At 61.0% G+C, this 16,812-nt stretch carries 13 protein-coding genes; 5 read left to right on the forward strand and 8 right to left on the reverse strand.

What is annotated here, in order from left to right; all coding sequences use genetic code 11:
* Positions 1 to 41 precede the first annotated feature (41 nt).
* The 4 genes from glyQ (at position 42) to J4D52_RS07120 (ending at position 4,443) form a co-directional block, all read left to right on the forward strand.
* On the forward strand, positions 42 to 995 hold the full coding sequence (glyQ, locus tag J4D52_RS07105; protein WP_003177094.1) for a glycine--tRNA ligase subunit alpha: 954 nt from the start codon (positions 42 to 44) through the stop codon (positions 993 to 995).
* Entirely contained in the window at positions 992 to 3,046 is a 2,055-nt protein-coding gene (glyS, locus tag J4D52_RS07110) for a glycine--tRNA ligase subunit beta (protein ID WP_102676301.1), read from the forward strand. The genes glyQ and glyS overlap by 4 nt, the downstream gene beginning before the upstream one ends.
* 7 nt (positions 3,047 to 3,053) lie before the next feature.
* Positions 3,054 to 3,587 carry a D-glycero-beta-D-manno-heptose 1,7-bisphosphate 7-phosphatase gene (gene gmhB / locus J4D52_RS07115; protein ID WP_025806869.1) on the forward strand — a complete coding sequence of 178 codons (534 nt, stop codon included), beginning with the start codon at positions 3,054 to 3,056 and terminating at the stop codon, positions 3,585 to 3,587.
* Positions 3,588 to 3,672: 85 nt separating this feature from the next.
* Positions 3,673 to 4,443 carry a 1-acyl-sn-glycerol-3-phosphate acyltransferase gene (locus J4D52_RS07120; RefSeq protein ID WP_025806870.1) on the forward strand — a complete coding sequence of 257 codons (771 nt, stop codon included), beginning with the start codon at positions 3,673 to 3,675 and terminating at the stop codon, positions 4,441 to 4,443.
* Between the two features lie 170 nt (positions 4,444 to 4,613).
* Here J4D52_RS07120 and J4D52_RS07125 read toward each other — a convergent pair whose 3' ends face one another.
* The 4 genes from J4D52_RS07125 to J4D52_RS07140 form a co-directional block, all read right to left on the reverse strand.
* On the reverse strand, positions 4,614 to 6,932 hold the full coding sequence (locus tag J4D52_RS07125; RefSeq protein ID WP_102676325.1) for a CHASE2 domain-containing protein: 2,319 nt from the start codon (positions 6,930 to 6,932) through the stop codon (positions 4,614 to 4,616).
* 12 nt (positions 6,933 to 6,944) lie between these two features.
* A complete protein-coding gene (locus J4D52_RS07130) occupies positions 6,945 to 7,931 on the reverse strand; it encodes a FecR domain-containing protein (protein ID WP_025806872.1) in 987 nt (328 codons plus the stop codon).
* A gap of 198 nt (positions 7,932 to 8,129) precedes the next feature.
* Entirely contained in the window at positions 8,130 to 8,819 is a 690-nt protein-coding gene (gene aqpZ, locus J4D52_RS07135; protein WP_007921032.1) for an aquaporin Z, read from the reverse strand.
* Positions 8,820 to 9,123: 304 nt separating this feature from the next.
* Positions 9,124 to 9,414, reverse strand: coding sequence for a hypothetical protein (locus tag J4D52_RS07140; protein WP_025806873.1), 291 nt, complete (start codon positions 9,412 to 9,414; stop codon positions 9,124 to 9,126).
* Between the two features lie 231 nt (positions 9,415 to 9,645).
* Here J4D52_RS07140 and J4D52_RS07145 point away from each other — a divergent pair, with 231 nt between their 5' ends.
* Complete coding sequence (locus tag J4D52_RS07145) at positions 9,646 to 10,362, forward strand: response regulator transcription factor (RefSeq protein ID WP_007921041.1); 717 nt, start codon at positions 9,646 to 9,648, stop codon at positions 10,360 to 10,362.
* A gap of 77 nt (positions 10,363 to 10,439) precedes the next feature.
* Here J4D52_RS07145 and gyrB read toward each other — a convergent pair whose 3' ends face one another.
* From gyrB to dnaA, 4 genes are read right to left on the reverse strand one after another with little or no spacing between them, the layout of a single operon-like run.
* Complete coding sequence (gene gyrB / locus J4D52_RS07150) at positions 10,440 to 12,857, reverse strand: DNA topoisomerase (ATP-hydrolyzing) subunit B (RefSeq protein ID WP_007924471.1); 2,418 nt, start codon at positions 12,855 to 12,857, stop codon at positions 10,440 to 10,442.
* A gap of 4 nt (positions 12,858 to 12,861) precedes the next feature.
* The gene (recF, locus tag J4D52_RS07155) at positions 12,862 to 13,965 is read right to left on the reverse strand and encodes a DNA replication/repair protein RecF (protein ID WP_007924472.1); all 1,104 of its coding nucleotides are present in this window, start codon (positions 13,963 to 13,965) and stop codon (positions 12,862 to 12,864) included.
* Positions 13,966 to 13,985: 20 nt separating this feature from the next.
* On the reverse strand, positions 13,986 to 15,089 hold the full coding sequence (gene dnaN / locus J4D52_RS07160) for a DNA polymerase III subunit beta (RefSeq protein WP_009046209.1): 1,104 nt from the start codon (positions 15,087 to 15,089) through the stop codon (positions 13,986 to 13,988).
* A 38-nt stretch (positions 15,090 to 15,127) separates the two neighbouring features.
* A complete protein-coding gene (gene dnaA / locus J4D52_RS07165) occupies positions 15,128 to 16,648 on the reverse strand; it encodes a chromosomal replication initiator protein DnaA (protein ID WP_023967689.1) in 1,521 nt (506 codons plus the stop codon).
* Positions 16,649 to 16,812 lie beyond the last annotated feature (164 nt).

The raw sequence follows: 16,812 nt of genomic DNA on the forward strand, positions 1-16,812 counted from the left end.
TCCCGCTCTTTAAATCGCAGCCCAAGTAACAGGTGAATTTCGTGAGCCAGCCTACGCCAGCCGTGCGTACCTTCCAAGACTTGATCCTCGCCCTCCAGCAATACTGGGCCGAGCAAGGTTGTGTGGTACTTCAGCCCTACGATATGGAAGTAGGCGCCGGCACTTTCCATACCGCCACGTTCCTGCGCGCCATCGGCCCGGAAACCTGGAACGCCGCTTATGTGCAGCCCAGTCGTCGCCCGACTGACGGCCGCTACGGCGAAAACCCGAACCGTCTGCAGCACTACTACCAGTTCCAGGTGGTCTTGAAGCCGAACCCGGAAAACTTCCAGGAGCTGTACCTGGGCTCGCTCAAGCACGTCGGCCTCGACCCGCTGGTGCACGACATCCGTTTCGTCGAAGACAACTGGGAATCGCCGACCCTCGGCGCCTGGGGCCTGGGCTGGGAAGTCTGGCTCAACGGCATGGAAGTGACTCAGTTCACCTACTTCCAGCAAGCCGGTGGCATCGAGTGTTACCCGGTGACCGGCGAGATCACCTACGGCCTGGAGCGCCTGGCCATGTACCTGCAGGGCGTGGATTCGGTCTACGACCTGGTCTGGGCCGACGGCCCGTTCGGCAAGGTGACCTACGGCGACGTGTTCCACCAGAACGAAGTGGAGCAGTCGACCTACAACTTCGAACACGCCAACGTCGAGAAGCTGTTCGAACTGTTCGATTTCTACGAAAGCGAAGCCAAGCGCCTGATCGAGCTGGACCAGCCGCTGCCGCTGCCGAGCTATGAAATGGTCCTCAAGGCCTCGCACACCTTCAACCTGCTGGATGCCCGTCGCGCGATCTCCGTGACCGCGCGTCAGCAGTACATCCTGCGTGTGCGCACCCTGGCGCGTTCCGTCGCGCAAGCCTACCTGCTGGCCCGCGCCAAGCTGGGCTTCCCGATGGCGACCCCGGACCTGCGTGATGAAGTGTTGGCTAAGTTGGAGGCGGCACAATGAGTGCGCAAGATTTTCTGGTTGAACTGGGCACTGAAGAACTGCCACCCAAAGCCCTGAACACCCTGGCCGAAGCCTTCCTGGGCGGTATCGAAAAAGGCCTGCAGGCCGCCGGCCTGAACTTCGAGGCCAAGCATGTCTATGCCGCGCCACGCCGCCTGGCGGTGCTGATCAGTGGCCTGGCCACCCAGCAGCCGGACCGCAGCATCAACCTCGACGGCCCGCCGCGTCAGGCCGCCTTCGACGCCGAAGGCAACCCGACCCAGGCCGCCCTGGGCTTCGCCAAGAAATGTGGCGTGGACCTGAGCGAAATCGACCAGAGCGGGCCGAAGCTGCGCTACAGCCAGAGCATCAAGGGCAAGCCGACCACCAGCCTGCTGCCGACCATCGTCGAAGACTCGCTGAACGACCTGCCGATTCCGAAACGCATGCGTTGGGCTGCGCGCAAGGAAGAGTTCGTGCGTCCGACCCAATGGCTGGTGATGCTGCTCGGTGACCAGGTCATCGACTGCACCATCCTCGCTCAGAAAGCCGGTCGCGACTCCCGTGGTCACCGCTTCCATCACCCGGAAAGCGTGCGCATCACCTCGCCGGCCAACTATCTGGACGACCTGCGTGCCGCCTATGTGCTGGCCGACGCCAACGAGCGTCGCGAGCTGATCAGCAAGCGCACCGAAGAACTGGCGCGCCTGCAGGAAGGTACTGCCATCGTTCCAGCTGACTTGCTGGACGAAGTGACCGCCCTGGTGGAATGGCCGGTGCCGCTGGTGTGCTCGTTCGAGGAGCGTTTCCTCGAAGTGCCGCAGGAAGCCCTGATCACCACCATGCAGGACAACCAGAAGTACTTCTGCCTGCTGGACGTCGACGGCAAGCTGCTGCCGCGTTTCATCACCGTGGCCAACATCGAAAGCAAGGACCCGCGCCAGATCATCGAGGGCAACGAGAAAGTCGTTCGCCCACGCCTGACCGACGCCGAGTTCTTCTTCAAGCAGGACAAGAAACAGAAGCTCGAAGACTTCAACCTGCGCCTGCAGAACGTGGTGTTCCAGGAGAAGCTGGGCAGCGTCTACGACAAGGCCGAGCGCGTCTCGAAACTGGCCGCGTTCATCGCCCCGCGCATCGGCGGCGACGCCCAGCGTGCCGCGCGCGCGGGCCTGCTGTCGAAGTGCGACCTGGCCACCGAAATGGTCGGCGAGTTCCCGGAAATGCAAGGTATCGCCGGTTACTACTACTCCCTCAATGACGGCGAGCCGGAAGACGTCGCCCTGGCGCTGAACGAGCAGTACATGCCGCGTGGCGCCGGCGCCGAGCTGCCAAGCACCGTCACCGGTGCCGCCGTGGCCATCGCCGACAAGCTCGACACTCTGGTCGGCATCTTCGGCATCGGCATGCTGCCGACCGGCAGCAAGGACCCGTACGCGCTGCGTCGTGCCGCGCTGGGCGTGCTGCGCATCCTGATCGACAAGAAGCTCGACCTGGACCTGACCGAAGCCGTGGCGTTCGCCGTCAGCGCGTTCGGCAGTAAGGTCAAGAGCGCCGGCCTGGCCGATCAGGTCCTGGAGTTCATCTTCGACCGTCTGCGTGCCCGTTACGAAGACGAAGGCGTGGATGTCGCCACCTACCTGTCGGTCCGTGCCCTGAAGCCGGGTTCGGCCCTGGACTTCGACCAGCGCGTGCAGGCCGTGCAGGCCTTCCGCAAGCTGCCGGAAGCCGCCGCGCTGGCCGCGGTGAACAAGCGCGTCTCGAACCTGCTGAGCAAGGTCGAAGGCAGCGTGCCGACAACAGTGGAAGCCAAGTACTTCGACAACGCCAACGAGTTCTCCCTGTACTCGGCGATCCAGCAAGCGGACCAGGCCGTGCAGCCAATGGCCGCGGCGCGTCAGTACAGCGAGACCCTGGCCCGCCTGGCCGCCCTGCGCGAGCCGGTCGACGCCTTCTTCGAGAAGGTGATGGTCAACGCCGAAGACGCCAACGTGCGGGCCAACCGCTACGCGCTGCTGGCACGTCTGCGGGGTCTGTTCCTCGGTGTCGCCGACATCTCGTTGCTGGGGTAAGGCGTACGTGAAACTGCTGATTCTCGATCGGGACGGAGTGATCAATCACGACTCCGACGCTTACATCAAATCGGTGGAGGAGTGGATTCCGCTCCCCGGCTCGGTCGAGGCCATCGCGCAGTTGAGCAAGGCCGGCTGGACGGTAGCGGTCGCTACCAACCAGTCGGGCATCGCTCGCGGTTACTACGATGTCGCCACCCTCGACGCCATGCACGAGCGCCTGCGCTCTCTGGTGGCCGAGCAGGGCGGCGAACTCGGCCTCATCGTTTACTGCCCCCATGGCCCGGACGAAGGCTGCGCCTGCCGCAAACCCAAGCCCGGCATGTTGCAGACCATTGCCCGGCACTACGAAGTGGATCTGGCTGGTCTATGGTTTGTGGGCGACAGTCTCGGTGACCTGGAAGCCGCAAAAGCCGTCGACTCTCAGCCAGTTTTGGTAAAGACCGGGAAAGGCGAAAAGACCCTGGGGAAACCCCTACCGGTAGGCACCTTGATTTTTGACGACCTGGCGGCAGTCGCCGCTGAACTTATCCACAATTAGAGAGTTCTTCTGACATCCTGGCCAAGGACTGTTCGGGAGTGCGCTTTTTTAGAGGCGGGCAATGCCCGCAACGGTAAACGCCGCTATGTCGATCCTGCAGGCAATCAGAACCTTCTTCTTTTACCTGCTGCTGGGCACCAGTTCGTTGCTGTGGTGCTCCCTGAGCTTTTTTATCGCGCCCTTCCTGCCGTTCAAGGCGCGCTATCGCTTTATCAACGTCTATTGGTGTCGCTGCGCGTTGTGGCTGACCAAGGTGTTTCTCAAGATCAACGTGGAAGTGAAGGGCGCGGAAAACGTCCCCGAGCGTCCTTGCGTGATTGTCTCGAACCACCAGAGCACTTGGGAGACGTTCTTTCTCTCGGCCTATTTCGAACCGCTGAGCCAGGTGCTCAAGCGTGAGCTGCTGTATGTGCCGTTCTTCGGCTGGGCCATGGCCATGCTGCGTCCGATCGCCATCGACCGCGACAACCCCAAGGCCGCGCTCAAGCAGGTCGCCAGCAAAGGCGACGAACTGCTCAAGGACAATGTCTGGGTACTGATCTTCCCGGAAGGCACCCGGGTGCCTTACGGCCAGATGGGCAAGTTTTCCCGCAGCGGCAGCGCCCTGGCGGTCAATGCCGACTTGCCGGTGCTGCCGATAGCGCACAACGCCGGCAAATACTGGCCGAAGACCGGTTGGATCAGACACCCCGGCACCATCACCGTGGTGATCGGTGCGCCGATGTACGCCGAAGGCTCCGGACCACGGGCCATCGCCGAGCTCAACGACCGGGTCGCGGCCTGGAATGAGCAGGCGCAGCGGGACATGGGTTCGCTGCCCCCGGTAGCCGCGGCACCGGACAAAATGGCCATCTGAGTTTCTGTGGATAACCTGTGTACCGTTTTAGCGGAAATCGCTATATAAAATTCATAAATCGATGATTTATATACATATTTTATAAACCGTTAAAATCCAGAAAAACGTGCATAAGTTTTTTGGATGCGAAAAAACCGGCCTGGAGCCGGTTTTTTTTCGCCTGTCGATATTCAGTCCGTGAGCAAGGGTAATTGCAGGCTGAAAGTCGTCCCCTCGCCGACCACGCTACGGCAGACAATCCGCCCTTCATGCCGGTCGACCACCGCCTTGACCATCGACAAACCAAGCCCCAGGCCTTCACTGCCCTGGGCCGAGGCGAAGCGCTGGTATTGCACGAACAGCTGCGGCAGATCATCGGCCGCAATACCTTTGCCCTGGTCGGTGATATCGCAGATCAGCCAGCCTTCCGTGCAAGCGACTTGCACGCGGACGGTCGAGCCCGACGGGCTGTACTTGATGGCGTTTTCCAGCAGATTGAACAAGGCCCGGGTCAGCAGGGACTGATCGGCCAGCACCATGCCTTCGGCATCGTCGTCGAGGTCATGCACCAGCTGGATGTTTTTCAGTTGGGCGATGGTCATGGCCTGGTCAAACGCATCCAGCACCAGCATGGCGAACATGCTCGGCTGGAACTGATAGGCCTCGGACTCGGCCTTCGCCAGTTGCACAAAGGCTTCGGTAAGCCCCAGGGCGCGACGCACCTGCAGTTCGATCTGGCTGTAGATCCGCGTGTCGCCCGAGCCCTGGTGCCGCTGTACATCGAGCAAGGCCAGGATCGCCGAATGCGGCGCGCGCAGGTCATGGGACAGGAAGCGCAACAGGGTTGCCCGCTGCTGCTCGGCGTCCCGTTCGAGGCTCAGGTCGGTGAGGCTCAGCAGCCAGCCGATCGGGGTATCGCTGTCGATCGGCAGCAAGGGGGCCAGGTCCACGCGCAGGCTGCGCTGTTCGATATCCCGAAACTCCAAAGGCTGCAGTTGCGACAGGGCAGGGCGTTGCCCGTCCTGCAAGCCGGGATAACCCAGGCCCGCCAACTGGTGGACCAGGTCCTCGCCGATCAAGGCATTGCCGAACACTTCGCGGGCGTTGCGGTTGGCCAGCAGCACGCGGCCATCCGGATCGCTGATCAGGGTGGCCACCGGCAGGTATTCCAGGCCATCGGCAATGAACCGGCGGGTGTCGCGGGTGCGGCTCAAGGCCTGCTCCAGAGCCACGATCTGTCCCTGCAGCACATCCCCGGCGGGGGTCTGGGTGCGCCGGCGTTCGGGCAATACCTTGGGTTCGCTGTCCAGGCGCGCCAGTTCCCAGCCGAAGTAGGCCAGGATCACGCTCAGGCGGCGCCAGTTCCAGATCAGGTAGGCCAGCAGCATCCCCAACAGGCTGGCCACTGGTGGCCACCACAGCCCCAGGCGCAGCAGCCCGGCCGAACCGAGCAGGGCCGCCGCCATACAGGCCAGGGTCAGCCACAACGCATGCCGCGGCCGTACCAGCAGCAATCCCAGCAGGGCCGCCACCAGCAGCACCGACAGCGCCGCAGCCGGCCATTGCCCCAGAGCGACGATGGTGCGCTGCTGCAACAAGCCATTGAGCAGGTTGGCCTGGATCTCGATACCCGGGGTGGTGCCAACGCTGGCCGACTGCGGGGTGACATAACGGTCGCCCAGGCCGGGAGCAGTGGTTCCGATCAGGATCAGCTTGTCGCGCAACAGCTCCGGCGGGACTTCGCCACGCAATACGCTGACATAGGGAACGCTGGGGAACCCGGCCTGGGCGCTGATGAAGGGGATGCGTATTTCGTTGCTGCGCATCCAGCCCTGGGTGATCTGCGCGGTGTCCGAGCCAGGCATCGACAGGGCAGTACCCGCCGGGTGCGCCTGTTGATAAAGCAGCCAGGCCAATTGCGCCTTCGGCGCCTGCGGTGGGCCTTCGCGCAGATAGACGCTGCGGACCGTGCCATCGGTGTCGGCTTCGGCATTGATATGGCCGACCGCCTTGGCGCACTGATTCAACGGCTGCACCGGCTCGATCTCGCCCAGCGGCTGGCCGTAGCGGGCCACGCTCTCGCGCAGCAGGGGCAGGAATACCTGGCCCTCGCGGCAGATCGCCTGGGCCAGGCGCTGATCGTTCTCGGGGACGCTGTCGGGTTCGCTGAAGATCACGTCGAACAGCACGCCCTGGACCTTGGCCGCCGTCAGCCGATCCAGCAGGTCGGCATGCAGGGTACGCGGCCAGGGCCACTGGCCCAACTGCTGCAGGCTGTAATCGTCGATGGTGATCAGCAACAGGCGTGAATCGACCGGCAGCGGGCTGAGCCGCCGCAGGTTGTCATACAGCAGGTTATTCAGCGCCAGCCCGTGGCTCAGCGACAACAGGGCGGTCAATGGCAGCAGGATCAGGCTGACCCATGCCCATTCCCGCACCAGACCGCCAAACAGTCGCTGGGCTTGCGTCGGCTCCCGGCCCTCGGGTCGGCGCCAGCGCCTCACCGACAAACCGCCGCGCACTTATTGAACACGCGTGGTCCTGGGGTAATAGAAGATGTCATAGACCCCCGTCTCTCCTTCGAGTCCGTGCTCATCGAAAGCAGAAAGGCGGACATGATAAAAAAAGGCTTCCAGGCCGCTGAAGTTGACTTCCGGCGTGCTGGAGAACTGTTCCTGCTTGATATTGAGGAAGGTCTTGTCGGTTGCCACCTGGGCCCGATAACGCTTGGCGCCCGGCAAGGGCTTCATGATCAGTTGCCAGACCGGCAGATCGCCCGTCTGGCCCGCCTGGCCCATCAGCTGCGGCGCGGGCAACAGATCGACCGGTTTCAGCGGGCCTTCTTTCTGGATGCGCAAACCTTGTCGCCCCATGACCTGGACTTCACCAGCTACAGGTCCGACCGGTTTATCCACAGGGCGTTTCTTGCCCTTGGTCTTTTTCGGTGCTTCGCCGTCTTCGCGATTGACCGCTACCTGGCCATTAAGCACTTCCACCAGCGACTGCTGATCGTCATTACGCACCCGGAAGTGCGTGCCGCGTACACCCAGCACGCCGATCGGCGTGACGATCTGGAAGCGGTCGTAATCGCTCGGGCGCTTGATCACATAGGATTCGATCTGCCCCTGCTCGAGCGCGACCTGGGGGATTGCATGTTCTTCATTCAGGTGCAGGGTGATCTGGGAACTGGAGGGCAACACCACCAGCGAGCCATCGCCCAGGGACAGGCTGACGAATGCCGACGGCGAGGTCTTCACTCCTTCGAGTTCATCGACGCTCATGCCTTCTTCCAGGGGCACCTGGTTGCCCTTGGCATCCAGCTTCCAGGCTTCGCCCGTGAGGTGCTCGACCGTCGCCGGCAGCGGTTGGCCACGGCATTGCTGGTTGTCATCGATATAGGGAGGGCGCTTGGGTGCTGCAATGGCAGCCTGCGCCGTGGAAAAGGCCAGTGTGCTGCCGAGCAGAAATGAAACGAGCATGGCCCGGTGGCGGATGTGCAAGGAGGTCATGGGTTCATGGGTCCGTAGTCGCGCTCTTCTGAAGTCCGTGCCATTAGAACTGCATTGTTAGCGTTCTGACCATACCTCTTGAACCAAGGCCGGCCAGGGTCATTCCTTTACGGGACAAACAGCACAACCGCTAAAGAGCGGCTGTGCTGTCTGGCTCCATGCCGGCTGGATGCGAATCGGCGCATCCAGCCGTTCAGGTCAGTCCCGCTCGATGGAGATCAACCGATAGGCCAGAGCTCCCAGCCCTGCGCCCAACAGAGGTGCTACCCAGAACAGCCACAGCTGGGACACTGCCCACTCGCCGGCGAAGAAGGCTACCGCGGTACTGCGGGCCGGGTTGACCGAAGTATTGGTGACCGGAATGCTGATCAGGTGGATCAGGGTCAGCGTCAGGCCAATGGCAATCGGGGCAAAACCGGCTGGCGCGCGCTTGGCGGTGGCACCCAGGATGATCAGGAGGAACATCGCCGTGAGCACGACTTCGGTCAACAGCGCAGCGAACATCGAGTAGCCGCCAGGCGAGTGTTCACCGTAACCGTTGGCCGCAAAGCCCGCCGAAGCGTCGAACCCGACCTTGCCGGAGGCGATCAGGAACAGTACGCCGCCCGCGGCGAGCCCACCGAGAACCTGGGCGACGATGTAAGGCAGCAGCCGGCTACCCGGGAAACGCCCGCTCAACCACAGGCCAACCGAGACCGCAGGGTTGAGGTGAGCCCCGGAAATCGGACCCAATGCATAAGCCATGGTCAGGACGCTCAGGCCAAAGGCCAGGGCTACCCCCAGATAACCGATCCCGAACTGTGGAACACCGGCCGCCAGCACGGCGCTCCCGCACCCGCCCAGGACCAACCAGAACGTACCGAAAAACTCAGCGCCGAATGTCTTCATCAGAGGCCTTCACAGATAAAAAATGAGGAGTTGTTTGTTGGCTGGCGGCGCCGTGGGGCCGCGCGGGAGAGGAGGGATGACACATCCCTGTGTCGGAGCATTACGTCCTGAGGAGGCACTCCCTGTATTCCCCTGTACTGCAAACCGAAGACAAGCCCCGGCCTGCCATCCGCCAATCCGGCGGTTGACACTCCCTGTGTCGGAGCACTTCCGATTGCCCCTGTGTGCCACTCAGCGACTACGAATTTACCGACATGCTGTGGAAGCCGGGCCGGTTTGCAATATTTGTTCAGAATTGTCTGATCTAGAACACCCAACGCTGCTGCTCCTGATAGACCATGGGCTGCGGCATCTGTGTCTGTGGCGCGCTGATCGGGGCGAACCCCTGGGAGTCGCTGAACCCGATAGTGGTTACAGACGGGCTGAAATAACGCTGCACCGGCAGGGCGTAATCCGAAGACGGCAGCGCAGGCTGCTCCGCGGTCGAGCCCAGGCTCAGGCAAGCCGCGAGCATCAAAGTGGTAAATCGAGCCAGGTCCGCTGCCTGCGCAATGCGCGCGTAGAGCAACCGCCCCTTCCCCAGGATGTTCCCCATAGTCCTTTTCCTTGCACGTTCGAGCCGGTATCGTTCTGCAATGAATGCAGGCCGGATGGACAGTGCTCCTGTCGGCTACCGGCTATATGACATCAGCGTACCGAGCAAAGGTATGAACCAGAGCAATTCGCCACAATTGTTCAGATTCGTCTGATAAGCCTAAACTCAGCGCCAGGAAAGGCCTCAAATAAAGCCATCAGCATTCTCTCGCGATAAAAGGAACTGCCCCGCATGCGTGTCGCAATACTGGATGACGAGCCCGCCGAACTGGCACGGGTGGAACAGACACTGCGACAGATCCCCGGCCCCGGGGAACAGCCATGGACGCTGCACAGCTTCGAGCGTGGCGAGGACCTGCTGCGGCAACTGCGGCGCGAAACCTTCGACCTGCTGATTCTCGACTGGCAACTGCCGGACCTCAGCGGACTCTCATTGCTGCGCTGGACCCGCGAACACATGGAGGCACCACCAGCCGCCATCATGCTCACCAGCCGCGATGCCGAGAGCGATATCGTCCAGGCCCTGAACACCGGTGCCGACGACTATGTGAGCAAACCTTTCCGTCCCAACGAACTCAAGGCACGGGTGACCGCCGTCCTGCGCCGCCATGGCTTGCAGCGTTCGGCGGCCGTCGAGGTGCAGACCTTCAACGACCTGGCCTTCGACGACGCCGAGCTGACCGTGACCCGAGCCGGAAGCCCGATCAGCCTCACCGAGCGCGAGTACCGCCTGGCCCGTTGCCTGTTCGCCAACCTGGGTCGGCCGTTATCCCGGGAATACCTCTACGAGCGTTTCTGGACCCATGAGGAAATCGTCTCCTCTCGACCTCTGGACACCCATATCTACCGACTGCGCAACAAGCTGGGGCTGACCGCGGATCGTGGCTGGCAGCTGCTGACTATCTATGGCTATGGCTATCGACTGGAAAGTGTTTCGGCGGCCGAGTAGGGCGGCCTTTTTAGCCGGGCAATAAAAAAGGCCAACGCTGAGCGTTGGCCTTTTTCATTTCGGCGATGCAACCCGGATCAGAAATCCAGGTTGGATACCGCCAGGGCGTTGCTTTCGATAAAGTCGCGACGAGGCTCGACCGCATCACCCATCAGGGTGTTGAAGATCTGGTCGGCGCCGATGGCGTCTTCGATGGTGACCTTGAGCATGCGGCGCACGCTTGGGTCCATGGTGGTTTCCCACAGCTGATCCGGGTTCATCTCGCCCAGACCTTTGTATCGCTGGATGGTGTGGCGCTTGGTGCTTTCGGTCATCAGCCAGTCCAGGGCTTCCTTGAACTCGGTCACCGCCTTCTTGCGTTCGCCACGCTGAATATAAGCGCCTTCGTCCAGCAGGGAGCTCAGTTGAGCGCCGAGGGTGACGACGGTCTTGTAGTCATTGCTGCCGAAGAAGTCGCGGTTGAAAGTGACGTAGTTCGACAGGCCGTGGGAGATCAGTTCGACCTCTGGCAGCCAGACATTACGTTCACGGTCTTCACGCAGGCTGGCCTTGTAGACCAGGCCGGACTTCTCGACGGTGCGCAGGCGGACTTCATATTGGGCCAGCCAATCCTGCATGGCCGCGTGATCGGAGAGTTGCTCCAGGCTCACGGCAGGCAGGTAGATGAAGTGCTCGGTCAGCTCCTGAGGGTACAGGCGCGACAGACGCTTGAGGGTTTTCATGACCATGCGGAAGTCGTTCACCAGGCGCTCCAGCGCCTCGCCGGAAATACCCGGTGCTTCTTCGTTCAGGTGCAGGCTCGCATCTTCCAGGGCCGACTGCGTCATGTACTCTTCCATGGCGTCGTCGTCTTTGATGTATTGCTCTTGCTTGCCTTTCTTGACCTTGTACAGCGGCGGTTGAGCGATGTAGATGTAGCCACGCTCGATCAGCTCCGGCAGCTGACGGAAGAAGAAAGTCAGCAGCAGGGTACGGATGTGCGAACCGTCGACGTCGGCGTCGGTCATGATGATGATGTTGTGATAACGCAGCTTGTCGATGTTGTACTCTTCGCGGCCGATGCCGCAGCCGAGTGCAGTGATCAAGGTGCCGACCTCTTGCGAGGAAATCATCTTGTCGAAGCGCGCTTTCTCGACGTTAAGAATCTTGCCCTTGAGCGGCAGAATCGCCTGGGTCTTGCGGTTGCGTCCCTGCTTGGCGGAGCCGCCAGCAGAGTCACCTTCCACCAGGTAGAGTTCGGAAAGGGCAGGGTCTTTTTCCTGGCAGTCCGCCAGTTTGCCCGGCAGGCCGGCGATATCCAGCGCACCTTTACGGCGGGTCATCTCACGGGCCTTACGCGCCGCTTCACGGGCACGGGCGGCGTCGAGCATCTTGCCGACCACCAGCTTGGCTTCGTTCGGGTTTTCCAGCAGGAAGTCGGAGAAGTACTTGCCCATTTCCTGTTCGACCGCGGTCTTCACTTCGGAAGACACCAACTTGTCTTTGGTCTGGGAGCTGAACTTCGGATCCGGCACCTTGACCGAAATGATCGCGGTCAGGCCTTCGCGGGCATCGTCACCGGTGGTGGCGACCTTGTGCTTCTTCGCCAGACCTTCCTGCTCGATGTAGTTGTTCAGGTTACGCGTCAGTGCCGAACGGAAGCCCACCAGGTGGGTGCCGCCGTCGCGCTGCGGAATGTTGTTGGTGAAGCACTGCAGGTTTTCGTTGAAGCTATCATTCCACTGCAGGGCGATTTCCACGCCGATGCCGTCTTCACGCTGCACGTTGAAGTGGAACACCTGGTTGACTGCAGTCTTGTTGGTGTTCAGGTATTCAACGAACGCACGCAGGCCGCCTTCGTACTTGAACAGCTCTTCCTTGCCACTGCGCTCGTCCTTCAGAACGATACCGACACCAGAGTTGAGGAAGGACAGTTCACGAATCCGCTTGGCCAGGATGTCCCAGCTGAAATGGATGTTCTTGAAAGTCTCGCTGGAAGCCTTGAAGTGAATCTGGGTACCGGTGGTTTCGCTGTCACCGACGATCGCCATAGGCGCCTGAGGCACACCGTGAACGTAGGTCTGCTCCCAGATCTTGCCACTGCGGCGAACGGTCAGCACCAGTTCTTCGGACAGGGCGTTCACTACCGACACACCCACACCGTGCAGACCGCCGGATACTTTGTAGGAGTTGTCGTCGAACTTACCGCCGGCGTGCAGCACGGTCATGATGACCTCCGCTGCGGAAACGCCTTCTTCTTTATGCACGTCTACCGGGATGCCGCGACCGTTGTCGCGCACGGTAATGGATTCGTCCGGGTGGATGATGATGCTGATGTCGTCGCAGTGGCCAGCCAGAGCTTCGTCGATCGAGTTATCGACCACCTCGAACACCATATGGTGCAGACCGCTGCCATCGTCGGTGTCACCAATGTACATACCGGGACGTTTGCGTACGGCATCCAAACCTTTCAGCACTTTAATGCTGCTCGAGTCGTACGTGTTTTCTTCGCTCATGCCTTCACTCCCGATGGTCGTGGGTCTGGGTGATACGGCCCTGTTCCACGTGGAACAGGGCAACTGGCGTTTCCGTCTGCCAGCCTTCCCTCAATAATTCGTGGTCTACACAGGTGATGAACACCTGGCAGCGTAAGTCTTCCAACAAGCGACAAAGTGCGCGGCGATGCTGCTCGTCCAGCTCGGACGGCAAGTCATCCACCAGATAAATACACTGACCGCGCCGGGCCTGGCTGACCAGGTGCCCCTGGGCGATCCGCAAGGCACAGACCACCAACTTCTGCTGACCGCGGGACAAGATGTCCGCAGCGTTGTGTGCGCCCAATCTGAGACGCAAATCAGCACGTTGGGGGCCGGCCTGGGTATGACCCATTTGCTGATCACGATGGAGGGATGTCGCGAGCACTGCACTGAGCTCTCGCTCTTTATCCCAACCACGGTAATAGCTAAGCGTTAAGCCCTCGAGCTCTACCAGCTCGCTCAAGGTCCGCTCAAAGACTGGTTTCAAGGCTTTGATATAAGCGCGGCGGTATTCATCAATTTCAGCGCTGGCCTGACACAGCTCCCTGTCCCAGGCTGCTTGCGAAGCGGCGTCAAGTGTACCATGCCGCAGCCATGAGTTCCGCTGCCGCAGGGCCTTCTGCAAGCGCTGCCAGGTTGACATGAAGCGCGGTTCCACGTGGAACACACCCCAATCAAGGAACTGGCGCCTAATTTTCGGAGCCCCTTCCAGCAAGCGGAAACTGTCCGGGTTGATTAACTGCAGGGGCAGGATCTCCGCCAGCTGCGCGGCACTGCGGGCGTTCTGCCCGTCAATGCGGATCTGGAACTCACCCTGGCGGTCGCGAGATATCCCCAGGCTGCTATGTCCTCCTTCCGCCAGCTCGACCTGACCGAACACCGTACAGGCGAGTTGTTCGTACTGGATCACCGGCAATAAACGGGCACTGCGAAACGAGCGAGCAAGCCCCAGCAAGTGGATGGCTTCCAGCACGCTGGTTTTGCCACTGCCGTTGGCGCCGTAGAGGAGGTTGATGCGGGGGGAGGGGGAGAAGGTCACCGGGTGCAGATTGCGCACCGCGGTGACCGAGACACGACTGAGGGACATCTAGCTTCTGCTGAGCATGATTACAGGCGCATCGGCATGACAACGTAGGCCGAGTCGTCGTTGTCGGATTCCTGCACCAGCGCACTGCTGTTGGAATCGGACAGGATCAGGCGTACCTGTTCGGTGGTCATCACGCCCAGCACGTCGAGCAGGTAGCTCACGTTGAAGCCGATCTCCAGCGAGCCGCCGTTGTATTCCACGCCTACCTCTTCTTCCGCCTCTTCCTGCTCCGGGTTGTTCGCCTGGATTTTCAGCTGACCGTTGGCCAGTTGCAGACGGATACCGCGGTACTTCTCGTTGGACAGGATCGCGGTACGGCTGAAGGCTTCGCGCAGCGCCTGACGGTCGCCCAGCACCAGCTTGTCACCGCCCTTCGGCAGCACGCGCTCGTAGTCCGGGAACTTGCCGTCGACCAGCTTGGAAGTGAAGGTGAACTCGCCGGTGGTCGCACGGATGTGGTGCTGACCCAGCACGATGCTGACATTGCCGTCCGGCTCGGTGAGCAGGCGGGCCAGTTCCAGGATGCCCTTGCGCGGCACGATCACCTGGTGGCGATCCGGCTGACCGATATCGGCCTGCATCGAGCACATTGCCAGGCGGTGACCGTCGGTGGCCACGGCACGGATGATGCCGGCGGAGACTTCCAGCAGCATGCCGTTGAGGTAGTAGCGCACGTCCTGCTGGGCCATGGCGAAGCTGGTGCGTTCGATCAGGCGACGCAGCTTGCTCTGCTCCAGCTGGCAGGTCAGCGAGCCCGGACCTTCTTCCACGGTCGGGAAATCGTTGGCCGGCAAGGTGGACAGGGTAAAGCGGCTACGGCCAGCTTTGACCACCAGCTTCTGCTCATCGACCTTGATGTCGATCAGGGCATCGTTCGGCAGGCTCTTGCAGATGTCCATCAGCTTACGCGCCGGGACAGTGATTTCGCCTGGCTCCGCCGGCTCTTCCAGCTGCACGCGACCGACCAGCTCGACTTCCAGGTCGGTACCGGTCAGCGACAGTTGCTGGCCTTCGACAACCAACAGCACGTTGGAAAGTACCGGCAAGGTCTGACGACGTTCGACGACGCCGGCGACCAGTTGCAGGGGTTTCAACAGGGCTTCGCGTTGAATGGTGAAATGCATGGTCTAGTCCCTTGCCTTAATAAGCTGCGCTGGAGTCATCAAGTGGTCAGAGTACGCAGCAGGTTCTTGTAGTCCTCGCGGATGTCCGCGTCGGATTCCTTAAGTTCATTGATCTTGCGGCATGCGTGCAAGACCGTAGTGTGGTCGCGGCCGCCGAACACGTCGCCGATTTCCGGCAGGCTGTGGTTGGTCAGTTCCTTGGACAAGGCCATGGCCACCTGGCGCGGACGCGCGACAGAACGCGAGCGACGCTTGGACAGCAGATCGGAGATCTTGATCTTGTAGTACTCGGCGACTGTACGCTGAATGTTATCCACAGAGACCAGCTTGTCCTGCAGAGCCAGCAGGTCCTTCAGCGATTCGCGAATCAGCTCGATGGTGATGTCGCGCCCCATGAAGTGCGAGTGGGCGATGACACGCTTGAGCGCACCCTCCAGCTCACGCACGTTGGAGCGAATCCGCTGGGCAATGAAGAACGCCGCATCGTGAGGCAGTTCGACTTTGGCCTGGTCGGCTTTCTTCATCAGGATCGCGACGCGGGTTTCCAGTTCCGGTGGCTCTACCGCCACGGTCAGGCCCCAGCCGAAGCGCGATTTCAGGCGTTCTTCCAGGCCTTCGATTTCCTTCGGATAGCGGTCACTGGTGAGAATCACCTGTTGGCCGCCTTCGAGCAGGGCGTTGAAGGTGTGGAAAAACTCTTCCTGGGAGCGCTCCTTGCGGGCGAAGAACTGGATATCGTCGATCAGCAACGCATCCACCGAACGGTAGAAGCGTTTGAACTCATTGATCGCGTTGAGTTGCAGCGCCTTGACCATGTCAGCCACGAAGCGCTCGGAATGCAGGTAAACGACCTTGGCATTCGGGTTCTTCTTTAATAGATGGTTACCCACAGCATGCATCAAGTGGGTCTTACCCAAACCTACGCCCCCATAAAGGAAGAGCGGGTTGTAACCATGCTTGGGATTGTCGGCTACCTGCCAGGCCGCGGCGCGGGCCAGCTGGTTCGACTTGCCTTCCACAAAGTTTTCGAAGGTGAAGGTGCGGTTCAGGTAACTGGTGTGCTTGAGCGCACCTTCCACTTGAACGGTGCGCTGTTCGGCGCGCACTGGAGCCTGCTGCGAGCTGGCCCCCGCCATCGGGTCGAAGCTGTCACGAGAGGGTTCTTCGCTGACTTCGGCGACTTTCTGGGTCGCCGGCTTGGTCGGTGCGGCCGGAGCCGGCGCAGCGACCGGGGCGGCAGCAGCTGCCTGCTGAACCTGAGAGGCAACCGCGGCGGCCAGCGGAGCATTGGGTGCCGCACGAGGAGCGGAACTGCGTTTGCTGCCTATTAATAAGGAAAGCGCCGGCGCCATGCCATTGCCATGCTCATCCAGCAGCTCGAGCACGCGGCCCAGGTACTTTTCGTTGACCCAATCGAGAACAAAACGATTCGGTGCGTATACACGCAACTCGTCGCCTTCGGCTTCGACCTGTAGCGGACGGATCCAAGTGTTGAATTGCTGGGCAGGCAGCTCATCACGCAGAAGCTCCACGCACTGCTGCCAAAGTTCCACTGACACGGATATCCCCTAAGTTGAAAGCCGGTGAGGCAAAAACAAGCCGCCATTGTAACGACCAGACGCACACTTATCCACATGTAGGTTGATCACAGGGCGCTATGAATCAACGCTTTATCCCGAAAAAACACGACCAATGGTATGTGCATAAGCTCTGTGGATAACCA

Source organism: Pseudomonas sp. GW460-12-10-14-TSB1 (genome assembly GCF_017349775.1).
Classification (GTDB): Bacteria; Pseudomonadota; Gammaproteobacteria; order Pseudomonadales; family Pseudomonadaceae; genus Aquipseudomonas; species Aquipseudomonas piscium.